We start from the raw sequence: 17851 nt of genomic DNA, 5'->3' as shown, positions 1-17851 counted from the left end.
GCCTGTCGCGGGTTTTTTCGTTAGAATTCACGCCCTTTTTATGAAACACGCTTCCTGGGATCTACGCGTTGGCGGGGTTCCTCGAAGTGCCTGACGGAGGCGGACAGCCTGTTTAGCTGTTACGCCCGTGGCGACTATGCAAGACACATTGAGAATTACCGAAGTTTTTTACTCTTTGCAGGGTGAAACGCGAACGGCCGGGCTGCCCACTGTTTTTGTGCGCCTCACCGGCTGCCCGTTGCGTTGCCAGTACTGCGACAGCGCCTATGCCTTCAGCGGCGGCACAATGCGAACCCTCGACGATCTTCTCGAACAAGTGGCCGGCTTCCGTCCGCGCTATGTTTGCGTCACTGGGGGCGAGCCATTGGCGCAGCCCAATGCCATCCCTTTGCTCAAGCAGCTGTGCGACGCCGGCTATGAGGTCTCCCTGGAAACAAGCGGTGCGCTGGATATCTCGGCGGTCGATCCCCGCGTCAGTCGCGTCGTGGACCTCAAAACGCCTGGTTCCAAGGAAGCCCATCGCAACCGCTACGAGAACATTGAACTGTTGACCCGCAACGACCAGGTCAAGTTTGTCATCTGCTCCCGGGAAGACTATGACTGGGCGGTGTCCAAGCTGATCCAGCATGGACTCGACCAGCGAGCCGGCGAGGTGTTGTTTTCGCCAAGTCATCACGACCTCAATGCGCGGGATCTGGCGGATTGGGTGGTGGCGGACAATTTGCCGGTGCGCCTGCAATTGCAGTTGCATAAATATCTTTGGAACGACGAGCCGGGGCGCTGACATGACTGAACATTCAACCACTGCTGAAAAACGCGCGGTCATCCTGCTGTCGGGCGGCCTGGACTCGGCAACCGTCGTGGCCATGGCTCGTGCCGAAGGTTATCGCTGCTACACCATGAGTTTCGATTACGGCCAGCGCCACCGTGCAGAATTGCAGGCCGCTGAACGGGTCGCCCGGGATCTGGGCGTGGTCGAGCACAAAGTCATCGGCCTGAACCTCAACGGCATTGGCGGTTCGGCCCTGACCGACAGCGCCATCGACGTTCCCGAAGCGCCGAGCGAAGGTATCCCGGTGACGTACGTGCCGGCGCGCAACACCGTGTTTCTGTCCCTCGCGCTGGGCTGGGCCGAGGTGCTGGAGGCGCGGGATATTTTCATCGGCGTCAATGCGGTGGACTATTCCGGTTATCCGGATTGTCGACCGGAGTTCGTCGAGGCGTTCGAGCGCATGGCCAACCTGGCGACGAAGGCCGGTGTAGAGGGACAGGGTTTCCGCATCCTGGCGCCGCTGCAAAACCTCAGCAAGGCCGAAATCGTCAAGGCGGGCGTGAGCCTTGGCGTCGACTATGGGCTTACCGTTTCGTGCTATCAGGCCGACGATCAAGGGCGCGCTTGCGGCAAGTGCGACAGCTGCCGGCTGCGTGCCGAAGGCTTCGCTGCGGCGGGTGTGAGCGATCCAACACCTTATTTTTGATTTTTTTGAAATTAGGTGTTGAATAGTCCTTAAAAATCAGTATTATACGCGCCACCACACAGAGGGTCGTTAGCTCAGTTGGTAGAGCAGTTGGCTTTTAACCAATTGGTCGTAGGTTCGAATCCCACACGACCCACCATTTTCTGTAGTTTTAAAAGTCTGGAAGGCCCACGAAAGTGAGGATTTCCGGATTTTTTTTTGCCCGCGAAAAAGTCGGATCGATGCCGTGGTCAGCGCTGGCCGACCTCGGCGCAAACGTCCATGACCTGCTGGCGCAACCAGGTGTTCCGGTTGTCCTGGCTCGCTTTTTCGCTCCACATCATCTCAAGCGTAAAGCCCGGCAGCCCCGGTGGCGGCTGGCGCTCGCCGAATCGTTGGTCGTCGCAAAGCAATGCCTGGATGCGTTTGGGCAGGGTCAGGATATAGTCGGTTCCGGTGACCAGGGCCAAGGCTGTCACGTAGCTGTTGGCGCGCGCGACGATCTGTCGCCTGGAGCCCTGGCGAGCGAGCCAGCCATCGATCATGTTGGTGTCGGATGTCCAAGGGGTCGGAAATACATGCTGCCCCGCGACAAATGCGTCGAGGCTGAACGCTTGCCCAGGGCCGGGGAAATGTTTATCCACCACGCACACCAGCTCATCCGTCAGCAATACCCGTGATTGCAGGCCGTTGGTATCGCCATGGAAATGCGGGCCGAAACCCACTGCAAGATCGAAGCGATCGTCCCTCAGCGCGTCGACCGGAATATCGCGCTGGAACTTCGTGGTGTTGATCACCACCGGAACACGGTTGCCGATGAAGCGCTTGACCAGGTTCGGAAGGATCAGGAGTTCGAAGTATTCCGGCGCGCAGAGGTTGAATGTGATCTCTTCCTGACGTGGATCGAATGGCTGGATGCCGGAGTGGCATTGGTTGATCGTGTTAAGCACCCCCAGCACCTGGCCATACATGACGATGGCCTTCTGAGTGGGGCTCATGCCTGCGCGTGTCACGGTGAACAGTTCGTCTTCGAAGCTGGTGCGCAGTTTTTTCAGGCAATAGCTGACGGTCGACTGGCTGACACACAGGGCTTCGGAAACCTGGGTGACGCTGCGCTGTTCGAACACGGCGACGAACACCATCAGGTCTTGCATATCCAGCTTTCGAAGCAGGTTACTAATGAGCATCAGCTAATCTCGGCGCCATCCTTGCGTAACATCCTGTTCCCACGAAGGTCTCCTTTATACAGGAGCCTTGGCCGTTTATCTTTCGGCAGGGTAGATGTTTTGCTACGACAGCGAAGACTAGCCAATATGCCGCGCGTATTGCCTGGGGTTGAAGCGCAACACCATCAGGATCATCAGCCCCATCACCACCGCAAGCGACCACCAGGCCCATTCGAAACTGCCCGATTGGTCACGGATCACTCCGGCAATCAATGGCGACAGGCCGGCGATCAGGTAACCGATGCCTTGCACGAATGCCGTCAACGCGCCGGCCCGGCGCGGGTCGTCCAGGTGGTCGAGGGAGACGATCAGGCTCATCGGGAACAGACCGCCGATACCGAGCCCCAGCAAGCATGGCCACAGCAGGCTGAAGCGATCCGGGCTGAGGATCAAGCCGCAGAAGCCAGCCATGATCAATGTCAGCAGTACCGTCAGTATCGGGCGTTTGTCTTGGCTGCGGTTGGCGATTGCCGGGGTGACCAGGCCGGACAACACTTCCATCGCTGTGAGGAACCCCAAGACCAGGCCGGCCTGCTGTTCGCTCCAGCCTTTTTCCAGGTAATACGGCGCCAGCCAGGCCAGTACGCACGTATAGGACGCGGTGCCCAGGCCGAAGAACAGGGCCAGCAGCCAAGCCCGGCGGTTGGCAAAGAACGAGCCCTGTTGTCGTCCCGGTGCTCTGGGTAATGGCATGACGACCGAGCGTTGAGCGTGCCAGCAGCCCAGCGCGACCAGCACCAGCAATGCCCAGATCGCCAGGCCGATGCGCCAGCTGCCCGTCTGCGCCAGGACGAACGGGGAAAATGACGCCGCGATGGCCGCGCCACCCATGATCGACGTGACGTACAGCCCCATGAACAACGAGACGTTATCGCCAAGCCGCGACTTGATCAGGGCTGGCAGCACCGCCTGGATCAGGGCGATGCCGATGCCGGCCAAAACGGCGCTGATGATCAACGCTTCGGCGCTATCCAGGTACAGGCGCGAGACCGTGGCAAGGCCGATGACTACCAGCGACAGGACAATGGTGCGGTGTTCGCCAATGCGCAGGGCGACTCGCAGGCCCAGGAACATTGCCAAGCCCATGGCCATGACCGGCAACATCGTCAGCAACGATGCCATGCTGAACGTCAGGGGCACTTCGCCCCGAATGGCGGATAGCAAAGGCCCGACCGCCGCCATCGAAGGGCGCAGATTCAGCGCCACGCATACGATGCTGGTCATCAGCCAGAATACGCGGGTACTTGAGGCTTGAACGTTTTCCATGACAAGGCCTTGGCGGGGAAGAAAGCGCCATTTAGGCCCGGCCGCGTTGGGCTCGGCAAACTGAAAACTGGCTGGGGGAATTGAATAATTAAATACGTCACGCTCAGAACCACAGGCGCAGGCGCAAAGTCGTCTGCCGGGGCACAGGTCAGAATGATCTTTTGCAACGGCGGGATATTCTGTAGCCTTGCCGGCTTCACGCTGTCCCGTGCCTGATGACACTCACTTTCCCGGCGGTACCCGAGTGGTCCGGAGCCGGGTGTATACTCGACTTTCGCGCTAAACGCGCCTATAGGTCTTGCGAACATGACGCAGATTTCCGAACGCCTTCTGGTCCAGGCTCACCTCGATGCCAAGCAGCCCAAGCCGCTGTCCGCCGAGCAAGAGGCCTGGTACCGCGCCGCCATTGCCGCCGAGCTCAAGGCTCAGGACGCGGTGCTGGTTGCGCATTTCTATTGTGACCCGGTCATTCAGGCCCTGGCCGAGGAGACTGGGGGCTGTGTCTCCGACTCCCTGGAAATGGCCCGCTTTGGCAACGCCCATCCGGCCAAGACCGTGGTGGTGGCCGGGGTCAAATTCATGGGCGAGACCGCCAAGATCCTCAACCCAGAAAAACGCGTGCTGATGCCGACTCTGGAAGCCACTTGCTCCCTCGATCTGGGTTGCCCGGTGGATGAATTCTCGGCGTTCTGCGACCAGCATCCGGAGCGCACCGTGGTGGTGTATGCCAACACTTCGGCGGCCGTGAAGGCCCGTGCGGACTGGGTGGTGACGTCCAGCTGTGCCCTGGAAATCGTCGAGAGCCTGATGGACAACGGCGAGACGATCATCTGGGGTCCGGACAAGCACTTGGGCACTTACATCCAGCGCAAGACCGGCGCCGACATGTTGCTCTGGGACGGCGCCTGCATCGTCCACGAAGAGTTCAAGTCCAAGCAGTTGGAAGATATGAAGGCGCTGTACCCGGACGCCGCCATCCTGGTGCACCCGGAGTCACCGGCGTCGGTGATCGAACTGGCGGATGCCGTGGGTTCCACCAGCCAGTTGATTGCCGCCGCCCAGACTTTGCCGAACAAGACGCTGATCGTCGCCACCGACCGCGGCATTTTCTACAAAATGCAGCAGCTGTGCCCGGACAAGGTCTTCATCGAAGCCCCTACCGCCGGCAACGGCGCGGCATGCCGCAGTTGCGCGCACTGCCCATGGATGGCGATGAACACGCTGGAGCGCACGCTTCAGGCGCTCAAGGAAGGCAGCAACGAAATATTCGTCGACCCGGCATTGATCCCCCAGGCGATTCGCCCGCTCAAGCGCATGCTGGACTTCACCCAGGCGGCGCGGATGAAGTTAGCGGGTAATGCCTGACGCTGAACAGATTTGAGGCCTGCCGGGCTTTTTGTGGCGAGGGAGCTTGCTCCCGCTGGGCTGCGAAGCAGCCCCAAACGAGACACTGCGGGGTTATTCAGTCATACCGCATTGGCTGGATTACGACTGCTGCGCAGCCGAGCGGGAGCAAGCTCCCTCGCCACGGGGTTGTAGTGAGTTCCTACTTGGTCTTCTTGGGAATCCGCACCAACTGCGTATCCGAATAGATGTCATGCCAGCCCCGCTTGCGCTTGTCGAAAAGCGCCCAGATGAAGCCCAGCCCCACCAGCAGCAATGACGCAATCGACACCACGAATCGCAACAACGCCTGCCACAAGCTAATGGCGGTGCCATCGGTGTTCTGCACGCGGATGCACCAGACCTGCATGCCCAGGGTCTGGCCGTTGTGGGTCCAGAACTTGGCGAAGAAGCCGAACAGCACGAACAGCAACACCGTGGACAGCAGCGGATCGCCATCCAGCGCGCCGGCGTCGGTAAGGGCACGCATCTTTTCTTCGCCGATGATCATCATCTGGATCATCTTGTACACGCCACCGGTGACGATCAGCAGCGCCGTGCACAGCAAAAAATCATAGAACATCGCGGCCAGGCGACGGCCCAGGCCGGCGGGAGGGAAGTCACCCTGTGGGGTGAGCAGGTGTTTGGACATGACGGCCTCGAACCAAAAAGAAGCCATTTTACGGATTTACGCCCATAAAAAAGCCCCTGATATCAATCAGGGGCTTTTTAGTTTGCGAAAGCCTTAGGCTTCGGCTTGAACCTCGTCAGCCTGCATGCCTTTCTGGCCTTGCACGGCAACGAAAGTGACTTTCTGGCCTTCTTTCAGGCTCTTGAAGCCGTTGCCCTGGATGGCGCGGAAGTGCACGAACAGATCCGGACCGCTTTCAGGAGTGATGAAACCAAAACCTTTTTCGTCGTTGAACCACTTGACGGTACCGCTCTGACGTTCAGCCATTTTCTTATTTCCTTGACGCTAAATTAATGACAGCCTCTTTCCAGACGAAAGAGTACTGGGGCTGGGTTGCAGGAAAGTAAGATGACGTCGAACGGGTTGTAGCTAACTTCTTAGGCTACTGCCCAGGTCACGATCCAAGCGACCCATGCAAACACAGTGACGAAACTCTACGCCAACTTCCAAGGAAAAAACAACCCCCCTGAAGGCCCCGGATTTGCTCAGCTTGCTGGCGTTTTAGATGTTTTGCGGGAGGGGGCTTATTCAAAAGGCTAGTCCGATAGTTCCGTAGCGTTATAAGCCCGGTTGAATATCACTACATGCACCTTTTTATGGCGGTTGCGTTACACATTAGTGCACGTATAACGAAACCGCGTTACTTATAGAAACAACCAATCAACCACGGTAGTAGCGCTGCGGAACGAATGGCATTTTGCTTACAAGCAAAGGCACTTTTTTCCCACGCACAATGGCCCAGACCGGCGTGTCCAAGGCGACGAAGGCGCTGTCCAGATAACCCATCGCCAATGGACCGCCCAATGTCGGCCCGAACCCGCCGCTGCAAACCGTGCCGATGATCTCGCCGGCTTCGTTGACGATCTCCGCGCCTTCACGCACCGGTGTGCGTTCTTGGGGCAGCAGGCCGACACGTTTGCGCTTCACGCCTTGCTGTTGCTGGGCAAAAACAGTTTCCGCTCCGGGGAAGCCCCCGGCGCGCGCGCCATCGGCGCGGCGGACCTTGGAAATCGCCCACAGCAGGCTGGCTTCAATGGGTGTGGTTTCGGTGTTCATATCGTGGCCGTAGAGGCACAGGCCCGCTTCCAGGCGCAGGGAATCACGGGCGCCAAGGCCGATGGCGGCGACTTCCGGTTCGGCCAGCAGGGCGCGGGCGAGTTTCTCCGCATCGGCGGCTGGCACGGAAATCTCGAAACCGTCTTCACCGGTGTAGCCCGAACGGCTGACAAAGCAATCCACGCCCAGCAGAGTGACGCGCTGGAATTGCATGAAGGTCATCTTCGCCACTTCCGGCGCCAGACGCGCGAGCACGGTCACGGCCGCTGGGCCTTGCAGCGCGAGCAGGGCGCGGGCTTCGAACAGCGGCTCGATGCTGCACTGACCGCCGATGTTCGCTTGCAGGTGGGCCAGGTCCTGATCCTTGCACGCCGCGTTGACCACCAAAAACAGCTCATCATTGCCCAGGTTGGCGACCATCAAATCGTCGAGGATGCCGCCGTTGTCGTTGGTGAACATGGCGTAGCGCTGCATGCCCACGGGCAAGTCGATGATGTCCACCGGCACCAGCGTCTCCAGTGCCTTGGCCGCACCCGCGCCGGTCAGGCGGATCTGGCCCATGTGGGACACATCGAACAGCCCGGCCTGATCCCGGGTGTGCTGGTGTTCTTTCATCACGCCCAAGGGGTATTGCACCGGCATGTCGTAGCCGGCGAATGGCACCATGCGGGCGCCGAGTTCGAGGTGCAGCGCGTGCAGCGGGGTTTTCAACAGTTGTTCGGTGGACATATCAGCTCCTGGAAAATGAAAGGGGCACGCATCAGCATTCGATGATGTTGACCGCCAGACCGCCGCGGGCGGTCTCCTTGTATTTGCTTTTCATGTCGGCGCCGGTCTGGCGCATGGTGCGGATGACTTTGTCGAGGGAGACGAAGTGATGACCATCGCCGCGCATGGCCATGCGCACCGCATTGATGGCCTTTACCGAGCCCATGGCATTGCGTTCGATGCAGGGCACCTGGACGAGGCCACCGATGGGGTCGCAGGTGAGCCCGAGGTTGTGTTCCATGCCGATTTCGGCGGCGTTTTCCACTTGTTGCACGGTACCGCCCAGCACTTCGCAAAGCGCACCGGCGGCCATGGAGCAGGCCACGCCAACTTCACCCTGGCAGCCGACTTCAGCACCGGAGATGGAGGCGTTTTCCTTATAGAGGATGCCGATGGCGGCGGCGGTCAGCAGGAATCGCACCACGCCATCTTCGTTGGCCCCGGGAATGAAGCGCATGTAGTAGTGGAGCACGGCCGGAATGATGCCCGCCGCACCGTTGGTGGGCGCGGTGACGACACGGCCGCCGAAGGCGTTTTCTTCGTTGACGGCCAAGGCATACAGGTTGACCCAGTCCAGCACGGACAGCGGATCGCGCAAGGCCGCTTCAGGGTTCTTGCACAACTGGCGATGCAACGCCGCAGCCCGGCGCTTGACCTTGAGGCCGCCCGGCAAGATCCCCTCGTTGCGACAGCCCGCCGCCACGCAATCCTGCATGACCTGCCAGATCTTCAGCAGGCCGGCGCGGGTCTCGGCTTCGGGGCGCCAGGCGCTTTCGTTGGTCAGCATGACCTGGCTGATGGACAGACCGTAGGTGCTGCAGTGGGCCAGCAGATCTTTTGCGCTCTTGAACGGGAAGGTCAGGGGCGTGGCATCTTCGACGATACGGTCGGCGCCGGCGGCGTCTTCATCCACGACGAAGCCGCCGCCCACCGAGTAGTACTCGCGGCTGCGCACTTGCAGGCCGGCGGCGTCGAAGGCGCGGAAGATCATGCCGTTGGGGTGGTAGGCCAACGGTTTGCGGATCATCGCCAGGTGCAGTTTTTCATTGAATTCGATGGTGTGTTCGCCGAGCAGGTTCAGGCGACCGCTGCTGCGGATCTCCTGGAGCCGGGCGGTCACTGTTTCGGTGTCCACGGTGTCCGGGTGCTCGCCTTCCAGGCCCAGCAGCACGGCCTTGTCACTGCCGTGGCCCTTGCCGGTGGCACCGAGCGAGCCGTACAGCTCGACTTTGACGCTGGCAGTGGTATTGAGCAACTCATCACGACGCAACCCTTCGACGAAACGGGCCGCGGCACGCATCGGACCGACCGTGTGGGAGCTGGAAGGACCGATGCCGATCTTGAACAGGTCGAACACGCTTAACGACATGGTGTTTCTCCGGTTTCTTTTTATGGGATCGACGATTTACGAGATTTGAAAACAGATTTCCTGTGGGAGCGAGCCTGCTCGCGAAGGCGGCGTGTCAGTTGACATCTGATTGGCTGACATATCGCCTTCGCGAGCAGGCTCGCTCCCACAGGGGAAGATTCGGAGGGCGGATGGACCGCCCTCCACTTACCTTAAGCGTAGCTTTCGATCGACGGGCAGGCGCAGACCAGGTTGCGGTCGCCGAACACGTTGTCGACCCGGCCTACGGGCGGCCAGTATTTGCCTTCGATCAACGACGCCACCGGGTACACCGCCTGCTCGCGGCTGTAGGGGTGAGTCCAGTCGCCGACGAGTTCCGCCGCGGTGTGCGGGGCGTTCTTCAGCGGGTTGTCGTCTTTGTCCAGGCTGCCGTTTTCCACCGCGCGGATTTCTTCGCGGATGCAGATCATGGCGTCGCAGAAGCGGTCCAGCTCTTCCTTGGATTCGCTTTCGGTCGGCTCGATCATCAACGTGCCGGCCACCGGGAACGACATGGTCGGGGCGTGGAAACCGAAGTCGATCAGGCGCTTGGCCACGTCATCGACACTGATGCCGCTGCTGTCCTTGAGCGGGCGCAGGTCGAGGATGCATTCGTGGGCCACCAGGCCGTTGCTGCCGGAGTAGAGCACCGGATAATGCTCTTCCAGGCGACGGGCGATGTAGTTGGCGTTGAGAATCGCCAGCTGCGAAGCGCGCTTGAGGCCCGCGCCGCCCATCATGCGGATGTACATCCAGGTGATCGGCAGGATGCTCGCACTGCCGAACGGCGCCGCGCACACCGCGCCTTCCTTGCGTTCCATGTTGGCGTGGCCCGGCAGGAACGGCGCCAGGTGCGACTTGACGCCAATCGGGCCGACGCCCGGGCCGCCACCGCCGTGGGGAATGCAGAAGGTCTTGTGCAGGTTCAGGTGCGAGACGTCGCCGCCGAATTTACCGGGGGCGCAGAGGCCGACCATCGCGTTCATGTTGGCGCCGTCGATGTACACCTGGCCGCCGTTGTCATGAATGATGCCGCAAATCTCGCGGATGCCTTCCTCGAACACGCCGTGGGTGGACGGGTAGGTGATCATCAGCGCGGCGAGGTGCTCGCGGTGCTCGATGGCCTTGGCCCGCAGGTCCTCGATGTCGACGTTGCCACGGGCATCGCAGGCGGTCACGACCACGCGCATGCCGGCCATGTTGGCGGTGGCCGGGTTGGTGCCGTGGGCCGAAGACGGGATCAGGCAGATGTCGCGACGGTCTTCGCCACGGCTCTGGTGATAGGCGCGGATCGCCAGCAGGCCGGCGTATTCACCCTGGGAACCGGCGTTGGGTTGCAGCGACACCGCGTCATAGCCGGTGGCGGCGCAGAGCATGGCTTCGAGCTCGTCGGTCAGTTGCTGATAGCCGGCGCTTTGCTCGGCCGGGGCGAACGGGTGCAGGGCGCCGAACTCTGCCCAGGTCACCGGGATCATTTCGCTGGCGGCGTTGAGTTTCATGGTGCAGGAACCCAGCGGGATCATGGTGCGATCCAGCGCCAGGTCCTTGTCGGCGAGCTTGCGCAGGTAGCGCATCAGCTCGGTTTCGGAGTGGTAGCGGTTGAACACCGGGTGGCTGAGGATCGCCGATTGGCGCACCAGCTCGGCCGGGATGCGGCTTTGCATGCTGGTGGCCAGTGCGGTGAAGTCCGGCACAGGCTTGCCGTCGGCCAACAGGCTCCACAGTGCTTCGATGTCAGCCTGGTTGGTGGTTTCGTCCAGGGACAGGCCCAGGCGTTCGGCGTCCACTGCACGCAGGTTGATGCGCTGGGCGCGGGCCTTGTCGTGCAGCGCGGCGGTTTGCGCGCCAGTGTGCAGCGTCAGGGTGTCGAAGAAGCTTTCTTGCTCGACCTTCAGACCCATTGCGCCCAGACCCTTGGCAAGGATCGCGGTCAGGTGATGGATGCGGTTGGCAATTTGCACCAGGCCCTTGGGACCGTGGTACACAGCGTACATGCTGGCGATGTTGGCGAGCAGAACCTGGGCGGTGCAGATGTTGCTGGTGGCTTTCTCGCGGCGGATGTGTTGCTCGCGGGTCTGCATCGCCAGGCGCAGGGCCGGCTTGCCGAAACGGTCCACGGAAACGCCGACCAGCCGGCCCGGCATGTCGCGCTTGAACGCATCCTTGGTGGAGAAAAAGGCCGCGTGCGGACCGCCGAAACCCAGGGGAACGCCGAAGCGCTGGGCGCTGCCGATGGCAACGTCGGCACCGAACTCACCCGGAGGGGTCAGCAGGGTCAGGGCCAGCAGGTCGGCGGCCACGGCCACCAGGGCATTGGCGGCGTGGAAGCGTTCGGTCAGCTCGCGGTAGTCGAACAGGTCGCCATTGCTGGCCGGGTACTGCAAGAGTGCGCCGAAGAAGCTGCTGACGTCGCTCAGTTCGCGCTCGTCGCCCACGACCACGTCGATGCCCAGGGGCTCGGCACGGGTGCGCAGCACGTCGAGGGTCTGCGGGTGGCTGTGCACGGAGGCGAAGAACGCATTGCTGCCCTTGTTCTTGCTCAAGCGCTTGCAGAAGGTCATGGCTTCGGCGGCGGCGGTGGCTTCGTCCAGCAGGGAGGCGTTGGCGATCGGCAGGCCGGTGAGGTCGCTGATCAAGGTCTGGAAGTTCAGCAGTGCTTCGAGACGGCCCTGGGAGATTTCCGGCTGGTAAGGGGTGTAGGCGGTGTACCAGGCCGGATTTTCCAGCAGGTTGCGCAGGATCGGTGCCGGCGTATGGCAGTTGTAGTAGCCCTGGCCGATGTAGGTCTTGAACAGTTGGTTCTTGCCGGCGATGGCCTTGATCGAGGCCAGTGCATCGGCTTCGCTCTGGCCGTCGCCCATGTCCAGGACGCTGGTGCCTTTGATGCTTTCCGGGATCACGCTGGCGCTCAGGGCTTCCAGGGAGTCGTAGCCCAGGCGTTCGAGCATGGCTTGCTCGTCGCCTGCACGCGGGCCGATGTGGCGGGCGATGAATTCGTTGGCGGTGCCGAGATTAACGGTCATGGTGCGCTCCTCAGGCTTCGGCGTTGGCTTTGATCAGGCGGTCGTAGGCGTCTTGATCCAACAGCTTAGCCACTGCATCGGCGTCGGTCGGTTTAAAACGGAAGAACCAGCCTTCGCCCATCGGATCTTCGTTGACCAGCTCCGGGCTGTCGCCGAGTGCTTCATTCACTTCCAGCACTTCACCGTCCAGTGGCATGTACACGCCGCTGGCGGCCTTGACGGATTCCACGGTGGAGGCCTCGTCGCCTTTGGCGTAGGCCTGCAATTCAGGCAGTTGCACAAAAACCACGTCGCCCAACGCGTTCTGCGCGAAAGCGGTAATGCCTACGGTGACGCTGCCGTCGGTTTCGGCGCGCAGCCATTCGTGATCTTCAGTGAAACGCAACTCGCTCATGGAAACTCCTGGGGCCAGACTCGTCTGGTGGACGCGAAGAAAGGCGCGGGGCTTGGCCCGGCCGAATGGTTAAACCTTTAGCAAGAACGTGGCCAATGTTTAAAAGTCTTTGTTTATCAATGCATTGGATGGTTTTCCAGCGCGCTCGCTATTACAAGCTGTAGCGAAAACGCTACAGCTAGGCGCCTGGAAAAAATCGTTGCGGGATCAAAGCCTTGCGCAGAGCAGGTCAGCGCGGGGTGTAGCGATATCGTTCCGCTGTAGCGCTTTCAGTACAGATGGAGGTCGTTTTTGACTAACTTTCAAATACGCCTCAGACCAATGTGGGAGCGAGCCTGCTCGCGAAAGCAGTTTTTCAGTCAATGATGATGTTGGCTGATATACCGCTTTCGCGAGCAGGCTCGCTCCCACAGGTAGCCGAGTAAAGCTACGGCTTCCCGGAAATCCCGTACTTGCGCAACCGATGGGCAATTGCGGTATGGGAGGTCTGCAGTCGGCTGGCGAGCTGGCGAGTAGAAGGGTAATTGGCGTAGAGGCTTTCGAGCAGATGCTTCTCGAAGCTTTCCACCGCCTGCTCCAGGCTTTCGACTTCGACGTCGCCCTGACGCGCCACGGAGGTGCCGGCGATGTCCAAGTCGCCGATATCCACGAGGCTGCTTTCGCAGATGGCGGCGGCGCGGAAGATCACGTTCTGCAATTGCCGCACGTTGCCCGGCCAGCGGTTGCCCAGCAAGGCCGGGTAAGTGCCAGGGGCCAGGCGGCAGACCGGGCGCTGGATCTGCGCGCAGGCCTGCTGCATGAAATACCGCGCCAGCAGCAGGATGTCCTGGCCGCGTTCACGCAGCGGCGGGACTTCGACATTGAGCACGTTCAAGCGATAGAACAAGTCTTCGCGGAACGAGCCTTCGTTGACCATTTTCTCCAGGTTACGGTGGGTCGCGCTGAGAATCCGCACGTTGACCTTGATTTCCCGGTCGCCGCCGACCCGGCGGAAGCTGCCATCGTTCAGGAAACGCAGCAGCTTGGCTTGCAAGTACGGCGACATTTCGCCGATTTCATCGAGGAATACCGTGCCCTGGTTCGCCAGCTCCATCAGCCCGGGCTTGCCGCCCCGTTGCGCGCCAGTGAAGGCGCCCGGGGCGTAGCCGAACAGTTCACTTTCGGCCAGGTTTTCTGGCAGTGCCGCACAGTTGAGGGCCAGGAACGGTGCGCTGTGTCGGGCACTGATGGCGTGGCAGGCGCGGGCCACCAGTTCCTTGCCGGTGCCCGTCTCGCCTTGGATCAGCAGCGGTGCATCCAGGGCCGCGACCCGTTGGGCGCGGGCCTTGAGGGTGCGTATCGCCGGGGATTCGCCCAGCAGCGCGTCGAAGCCTTCGGCGTGATCGTGGTGCAGCGCCGACAGGCGTTCGCCGATACGGTTGGGCTGGTAGAGCGTCAGCAGCGCCCCGGCATCGGTGATGGGCGTGGCGTCGAGGAGCAGCGTCTGGCCGTTGACGGTGATTTCCCGCAGCGGCAAGCGAAAACCGTTTTCCAACAGCGCGTCCAGCAGCGCCGCGTCATCGAACAGCTCCGCGACGCTTTCCCCGGCCGGTTCACGACCATACAGGGCGATCAGCGCCGGGTTGGCGAGCAACACCTTGCCGGCGCTGTCCAGGGCCAGCACCGGGTCGGTCATGGCGGCGAGCAAGGCATCGAGCTGCAAGTGCCGGCGCTGGCCCGGCAGGATGTCCACCACCGTGACCGCCTGCACGCCGCGCACGCTGAACAGCGCCTCGCGCAACTCATCCAGCACCTGTGGGCTGAGAGTCGGGGCGTCGATGTAGACGTTGGGCGGGACCATTTCCACCGCATCCAGGTTGAGATTGCGCCCACCAAGCAAGGCCAGGACTTCCTGGGTGATGCCGACGCGGTCGATGAAACTGACGTGGATACGCATGGGGCGGCTTTGGGTTCTGGAATGCGGAGGGTGGCAAGTATGCCTTGGGGCGGGCTAATGGTGAAATCCTGGCGCAAGGCTTAAGGCTGTACAGAGATCCCTTGTGGGAGCGAGCTTGCTCGCGATGGCTGAGTGTCAGCCACCCTTTTATTGACTGATACACCGCTATCGCGAGCAAGCTCGCTCCCACAAAGGTTCCCGCAGAGGTAGCTACAACCCCACATCCCACTCCGGTGTTTCGGGAAACCTGAGCACCAGAAAATCCAGCAGGCTGCGCAACGCCGAGGGCATGTGCTTGCGTGAGGCATACACCGCATACATGTTCATCCGGCGCGGTTCGGCGTGGGGCAGCAGGCGCACCAGTTCGCCGTTCTGGATATGAGGGCCGACCTGGTAGCTGGGCAGCATCGCCACACCGGCGCCGGCTATCGTTGCCTGGAGCAAGGTGCTGGCTTCGTTGGCGCTGATGTTGCCCTGCACCGGCACCGACAGCTGTTCGCCGTCCTGCTCGAAATGCCAGAGGCTTTTGCCTACGTAGGAATGGGTCAGGCAGTTGTGCTGGCTCAGGTCTTCCACCCGTTGCGGTGTCGAATGTTCGCGCAGGTAGCGGGGGGAGGCGCAGATGACCGAACGGCAGACCGTGAGACGCCGGGCGATCAGGTTCGGATCGAGATCGTTGCTCATGCGGATCGCCAGGTCGATGCGTTCGTCCACCAGGTTGACGGTGCGATCGAGCATTTGCAGGTCAACGCTCACGCCCGGGTAGCGCTGGACGTATTCGGCCATCGCACTCGCCAATTGCGACTGGCCGAACGAGGGGCTGGCGCTGATGCGCAGCATGCCCCGTGGCGCGTCTTCGGGCGTGCTGACGGCCGCTTGCATGTCGCCGCACAGCTCCAGCATCTGCCGACAGCGGGGCAGGGTCTCCGTGCCTGCGGCCGTCAGGCTCAGCTTGCGCGTGGTGCGGTGCATCAGCCGGGCACCGACCCAATCTTCCAGCTCCGCCAGATAGCGCGATACCACCGGCCGCGACAGGTCCAGGTGCTCGGCCGCCGCCGACTGGCTGCCCAGGTCCACCACGGTGACGAACACTCGCATTGCTTGTAGACGATCCATGATCTGCCCGATTTTAGAAACAAACTATGTCCCAGCATCGCATTTTTTGTACTGAGTCTGGCAACTAAGCTCCGTTCATTCCCTTGCGGGCCATTGCACAACGGAGCACCTCATGACCGGTTTCACTCTTCTAAAACGCTTGTCGCTGGCGACCGCAGCGCTGGCCATCACGGCCCAGGCCTGGGCCGCCGACTTGACGCTCGACGTCTACAACCCCGGCGCGGCGGCGATTTTCCCGGTGACTTCGGTATTGGTCAGCGGTGAAAAAGAGGCGATCCTGGTGGACGCCCAATTTGGCAAAACCCAGGCCGAGCAGGTCGTGGAAAAAATCCGCGCCAGTGGCAAGCGGTTGACCACGATCTACATCAGCCACGGCGACCCCGACTACTATTTTGGCCTGCAAACCCTGGTAGCCGCTTTCCCGGAAGCCAAAGTCCTCGCATCCGCGCCAACCGTGGAGCACATCAAGGCCACTGCCGATGGCAAGTTGAAATATTGGGGGCCGATCCTGAAGACCGACGCGCCGTCCAAGACGCTGGTGCCCCAAGTGCTCAAGGGCGACAGCTTGACGCTGGAAGGCAAGCGCTTGCAGGTCATCGGCCTTGACGGCCCTCAGCCGGACCGCAGTTTCGTGTGGATTCCGTCGATCAAGGCGGTGGTGGGAGGTGTGGTGGTGGCGGAGAACATTCACGTCTGGATGGCCGATACCCAGACGCCGCAATCCCACCGGGATTGGCTGGCGACGCTGGATAACATGCAAAAGCTACAACCGACCACCGTCATCCCTGGCCATTACCTGGGCGAAAGCGCTCGTTCCCTGGCGCCAGTGCGCTTCACCGCCGATTACATCAAGGCCTTCGACGAAGAAACCGCCAAGGCCAAGAATTCCGCCGCACTGATCGCCGCCATGAAACTACGCTATCCACAGCTGGGGGAGGACAGTTCCCTGGAGCTGAGCGCCAAGGTGGCGAAGGGCGAAATGAGGTGGTGAAACCCGAACTTTGATCTGGACGCTTTTGTGGCGAGGGAGCTTGCTCCCGCTCGGCTGCGAAGCCGTCGCAAAAATACTGGGTCTGCTGCGCAGCCCAGCGGGAGCAAGCTCCCTCGCCACGAACGTGTTCATGGTTCTAGAACGCGTTGAAGTAATCACTACGAATAACCATAGGAGAATCCCATGAGCACCATCGCAATCATCGGCGCTACAGGCCGGGCCGGCAGCCAACTGCTGGAAGAAGCCTTGCGCCGTGGTCACAGCGTGACGGCCATTGCCCGCAACACCGGAAAAATCGGCACACGGGCGGGAGTGGTCAGCAAGCAGTTGGACGTACTGGACAGCGAGGCACTGACCGCAGCGGTAGCAGGCCACGACGTGGTCATCAGTGCCGCGCATTTCGCTACGGTGCCAGCCGACAAGGTTGTCGCACCGGTGAAGGCCGCCGGAGTCAAGCGCCTGCTGGTTGTGGGCGGTGCCGGTTCGTTGTTGTTGCCGGATAACAGCCGCGTGATCGACAGCAAAGGCTTCCCGGAGGAATACCTGGCCGAAGCCACGGCCGGAGCGTTGTTCCTGGACGTGCTGGGAAAGGAGCAGGACCTCGATTGGACCTTCCTTTCGCCCTCGGCGGAGTTCGTCGAAACCGAACGCACCGGCCAGTTCCGCGTCGGCAAGGATCACTTGCTGTTCGATAACGCCGGGCGCAGTTGGATCGGCTTCGCCGACTACGCCATTGCGATGATCGATGAGGTCCAGGCGCCGCAGTTTTCGCGGACGCGGTTCACTGTCGGCTATTGAGCCATCGATCCGTGCAGCGAATCACCCGTGGATCCTCACCCAGACACTGACCAGCACCGTCGCCGCCATCAACCAGGCGACGGCAGCCACGGCCAATGACGCTTCGAGGCGCATCCGGTCGACCATCACGTACAGCGTCGCGAGATAGACGAAATACGGAATGATCGACCACATGCCGAACACGATGGTGGTCTTCAGGTCATCCACCGAGCGGCCCTTGCCGACGATGTAGTGGGCAATCAGCGCAAAGGTCGGAAACAGCGGCACCAGCCCGGCAATGTAATAGTTCTTGGTCTTGGCGAGCATCGCCAGGATGACGACAACGGCTGCGCCGAGCGCGGCCTTGAAAATAAGATCCA

General features: G+C 61.3%; 16 protein-coding genes and 1 tRNA gene. 6 read left to right on the top strand and 11 right to left on the bottom strand.

Annotation, left to right across the window (positions count from 1 at the left end):
- Window positions 1-136: 136 nt before the first annotated feature.
- From queE to J3P92_RS19550, 3 genes are all read left to right on the top strand, one after another.
- Entirely contained in the window at window positions 137-784 is a 648-nt protein-coding gene (gene queE / locus J3P92_RS19560) for a 7-carboxy-7-deazaguanine synthase QueE (protein WP_420765253.1), read from the top strand.
- Window position 785: 1 nt separating this feature from the next.
- Window positions 786-1478, top strand: coding sequence for a 7-cyano-7-deazaguanine synthase QueC (gene queC, locus J3P92_RS19555; RefSeq protein ID WP_420765252.1), 693 nt, complete (start codon window positions 786-788; stop codon window positions 1476-1478).
- A gap of 63 nt (window positions 1479-1541) precedes the next feature.
- A tRNA-Lys gene (locus J3P92_RS19550) sits at window positions 1542-1617 on the top strand.
- A 91-nt stretch (window positions 1618-1708) separates the two neighbouring features.
- Here J3P92_RS19550 and J3P92_RS19545 read toward each other — a convergent pair.
- A complete protein-coding gene (locus J3P92_RS19545) occupies window positions 1709-2644 on the bottom strand; it encodes a LysR family transcriptional regulator (RefSeq protein ID WP_434607440.1) in 936 nt (311 codons plus the stop codon).
- 117 nt (window positions 2645-2761) lie between these two features.
- Window positions 2762-3949 (bottom strand): cyanate transporter, encoded by a 1188-nt coding sequence (locus J3P92_RS19540; RefSeq protein ID WP_434560323.1) that lies wholly within the window; start codon window positions 3947-3949, stop codon window positions 2762-2764.
- Between the two features lie 306 nt (window positions 3950-4255).
- On the opposite strand from J3P92_RS19540, the gene nadA reads away from it, so the two are divergent.
- Window positions 4256-5314, top strand: a complete 1059-nt coding sequence (nadA, locus tag J3P92_RS19535; protein ID WP_434648726.1) for a quinolinate synthase NadA — start codon at window positions 4256-4258, stop codon at window positions 5312-5314.
- 181 nt (window positions 5315-5495) lie between these two features.
- On the opposite strand, the gene J3P92_RS19530 is transcribed toward nadA, so the two are convergent.
- The 8 genes from J3P92_RS19530 to J3P92_RS19495 all read right to left on the bottom strand — a co-directional run bounded on the left by J3P92_RS19530 (window position 5496) and on the right by J3P92_RS19495 (window position 15703).
- A complete protein-coding gene (locus J3P92_RS19530; RefSeq protein ID WP_434607434.1) occupies window positions 5496-5984 on the bottom strand; it encodes an RDD family protein in 489 nt (162 codons plus the stop codon).
- A gap of 93 nt (window positions 5985-6077) precedes the next feature.
- Window positions 6078-6290, bottom strand: a complete 213-nt coding sequence (locus tag J3P92_RS19525) for a cold-shock protein (RefSeq protein ID WP_027902257.1) — start codon at window positions 6288-6290, stop codon at window positions 6078-6080.
- A gap of 393 nt (window positions 6291-6683) precedes the next feature.
- Window positions 6684-7808 (bottom strand): glycine cleavage system aminomethyltransferase GcvT, encoded by a 1125-nt coding sequence (gcvT, locus tag J3P92_RS19520; RefSeq protein WP_434607432.1) that lies wholly within the window; start codon window positions 7806-7808, stop codon window positions 6684-6686.
- A 31-nt stretch (window positions 7809-7839) separates the two neighbouring features.
- Window positions 7840-9216, bottom strand: a complete 1377-nt coding sequence (locus J3P92_RS19515) for an L-serine ammonia-lyase (protein ID WP_434607430.1) — start codon at window positions 9214-9216, stop codon at window positions 7840-7842.
- Window positions 9217-9407: 191 nt separating this feature from the next.
- A complete protein-coding gene (gene gcvP, locus J3P92_RS19510) occupies window positions 9408-12257 on the bottom strand; it encodes an aminomethyl-transferring glycine dehydrogenase (protein ID WP_434648724.1) in 2850 nt (949 codons plus the stop codon).
- Between the two features lie 10 nt (window positions 12258-12267).
- Window positions 12268-12651, bottom strand: coding sequence for a glycine cleavage system protein GcvH (gene gcvH, locus J3P92_RS19505; RefSeq protein WP_420765244.1), 384 nt, complete (start codon window positions 12649-12651; stop codon window positions 12268-12270).
- 427 nt (window positions 12652-13078) lie between these two features.
- Window positions 13079-14587: a sigma-54-dependent transcriptional regulator gene (locus tag J3P92_RS19500; RefSeq protein ID WP_420765243.1), complete on the bottom strand. Its 1509-nt coding sequence runs from the start codon at window positions 14585-14587 to the stop codon at window positions 13079-13081.
- 210 nt (window positions 14588-14797) lie between these two features.
- Window positions 14798-15703, bottom strand: coding sequence for a LysR family transcriptional regulator (locus J3P92_RS19495; RefSeq protein ID WP_420765242.1), 906 nt, complete (start codon window positions 15701-15703; stop codon window positions 14798-14800).
- Window positions 15704-15815: 112 nt separating this feature from the next.
- Between J3P92_RS19495 and J3P92_RS19490 the strand changes: the two genes are divergently transcribed.
- Together J3P92_RS19490 and J3P92_RS19485 are read left to right on the top strand one after the other, a co-directional pair.
- Window positions 15816-16694, top strand: a complete 879-nt coding sequence (locus J3P92_RS19490; RefSeq protein ID WP_434648722.1) for an MBL fold metallo-hydrolase — start codon at window positions 15816-15818, stop codon at window positions 16692-16694.
- A 183-nt stretch (window positions 16695-16877) separates the two neighbouring features.
- Window positions 16878-17492 carry an NAD(P)-dependent oxidoreductase gene (locus tag J3P92_RS19485; RefSeq protein ID WP_420765240.1) on the top strand — a complete coding sequence of 205 codons (615 nt, stop codon included), beginning with the start codon at window positions 16878-16880 and terminating at the stop codon, window positions 17490-17492.
- Window positions 17493-17513: 21 nt separating this feature from the next.
- Here the strand turns inward: J3P92_RS19485 and J3P92_RS19480 are convergent, their stop codons facing one another.
- Window positions 17514-17843, bottom strand: coding sequence for a GlpM family protein (locus J3P92_RS19480; RefSeq protein ID WP_212800569.1), 330 nt, complete (start codon window positions 17841-17843; stop codon window positions 17514-17516).
- Window positions 17844-17851: the final 8 nt, after the last annotated feature.

It is taken from the genome of Pseudomonas sp. D3-27 (assembly GCF_051132165.1).
Lineage (GTDB): Bacteria > Pseudomonadota > Gammaproteobacteria > Pseudomonadales > Pseudomonadaceae > Aquipseudomonas.
The sequence above is the reverse complement of the archived record's forward strand: the minus strand, read 5'-3'. Positions and strand labels throughout refer to the sequence as shown.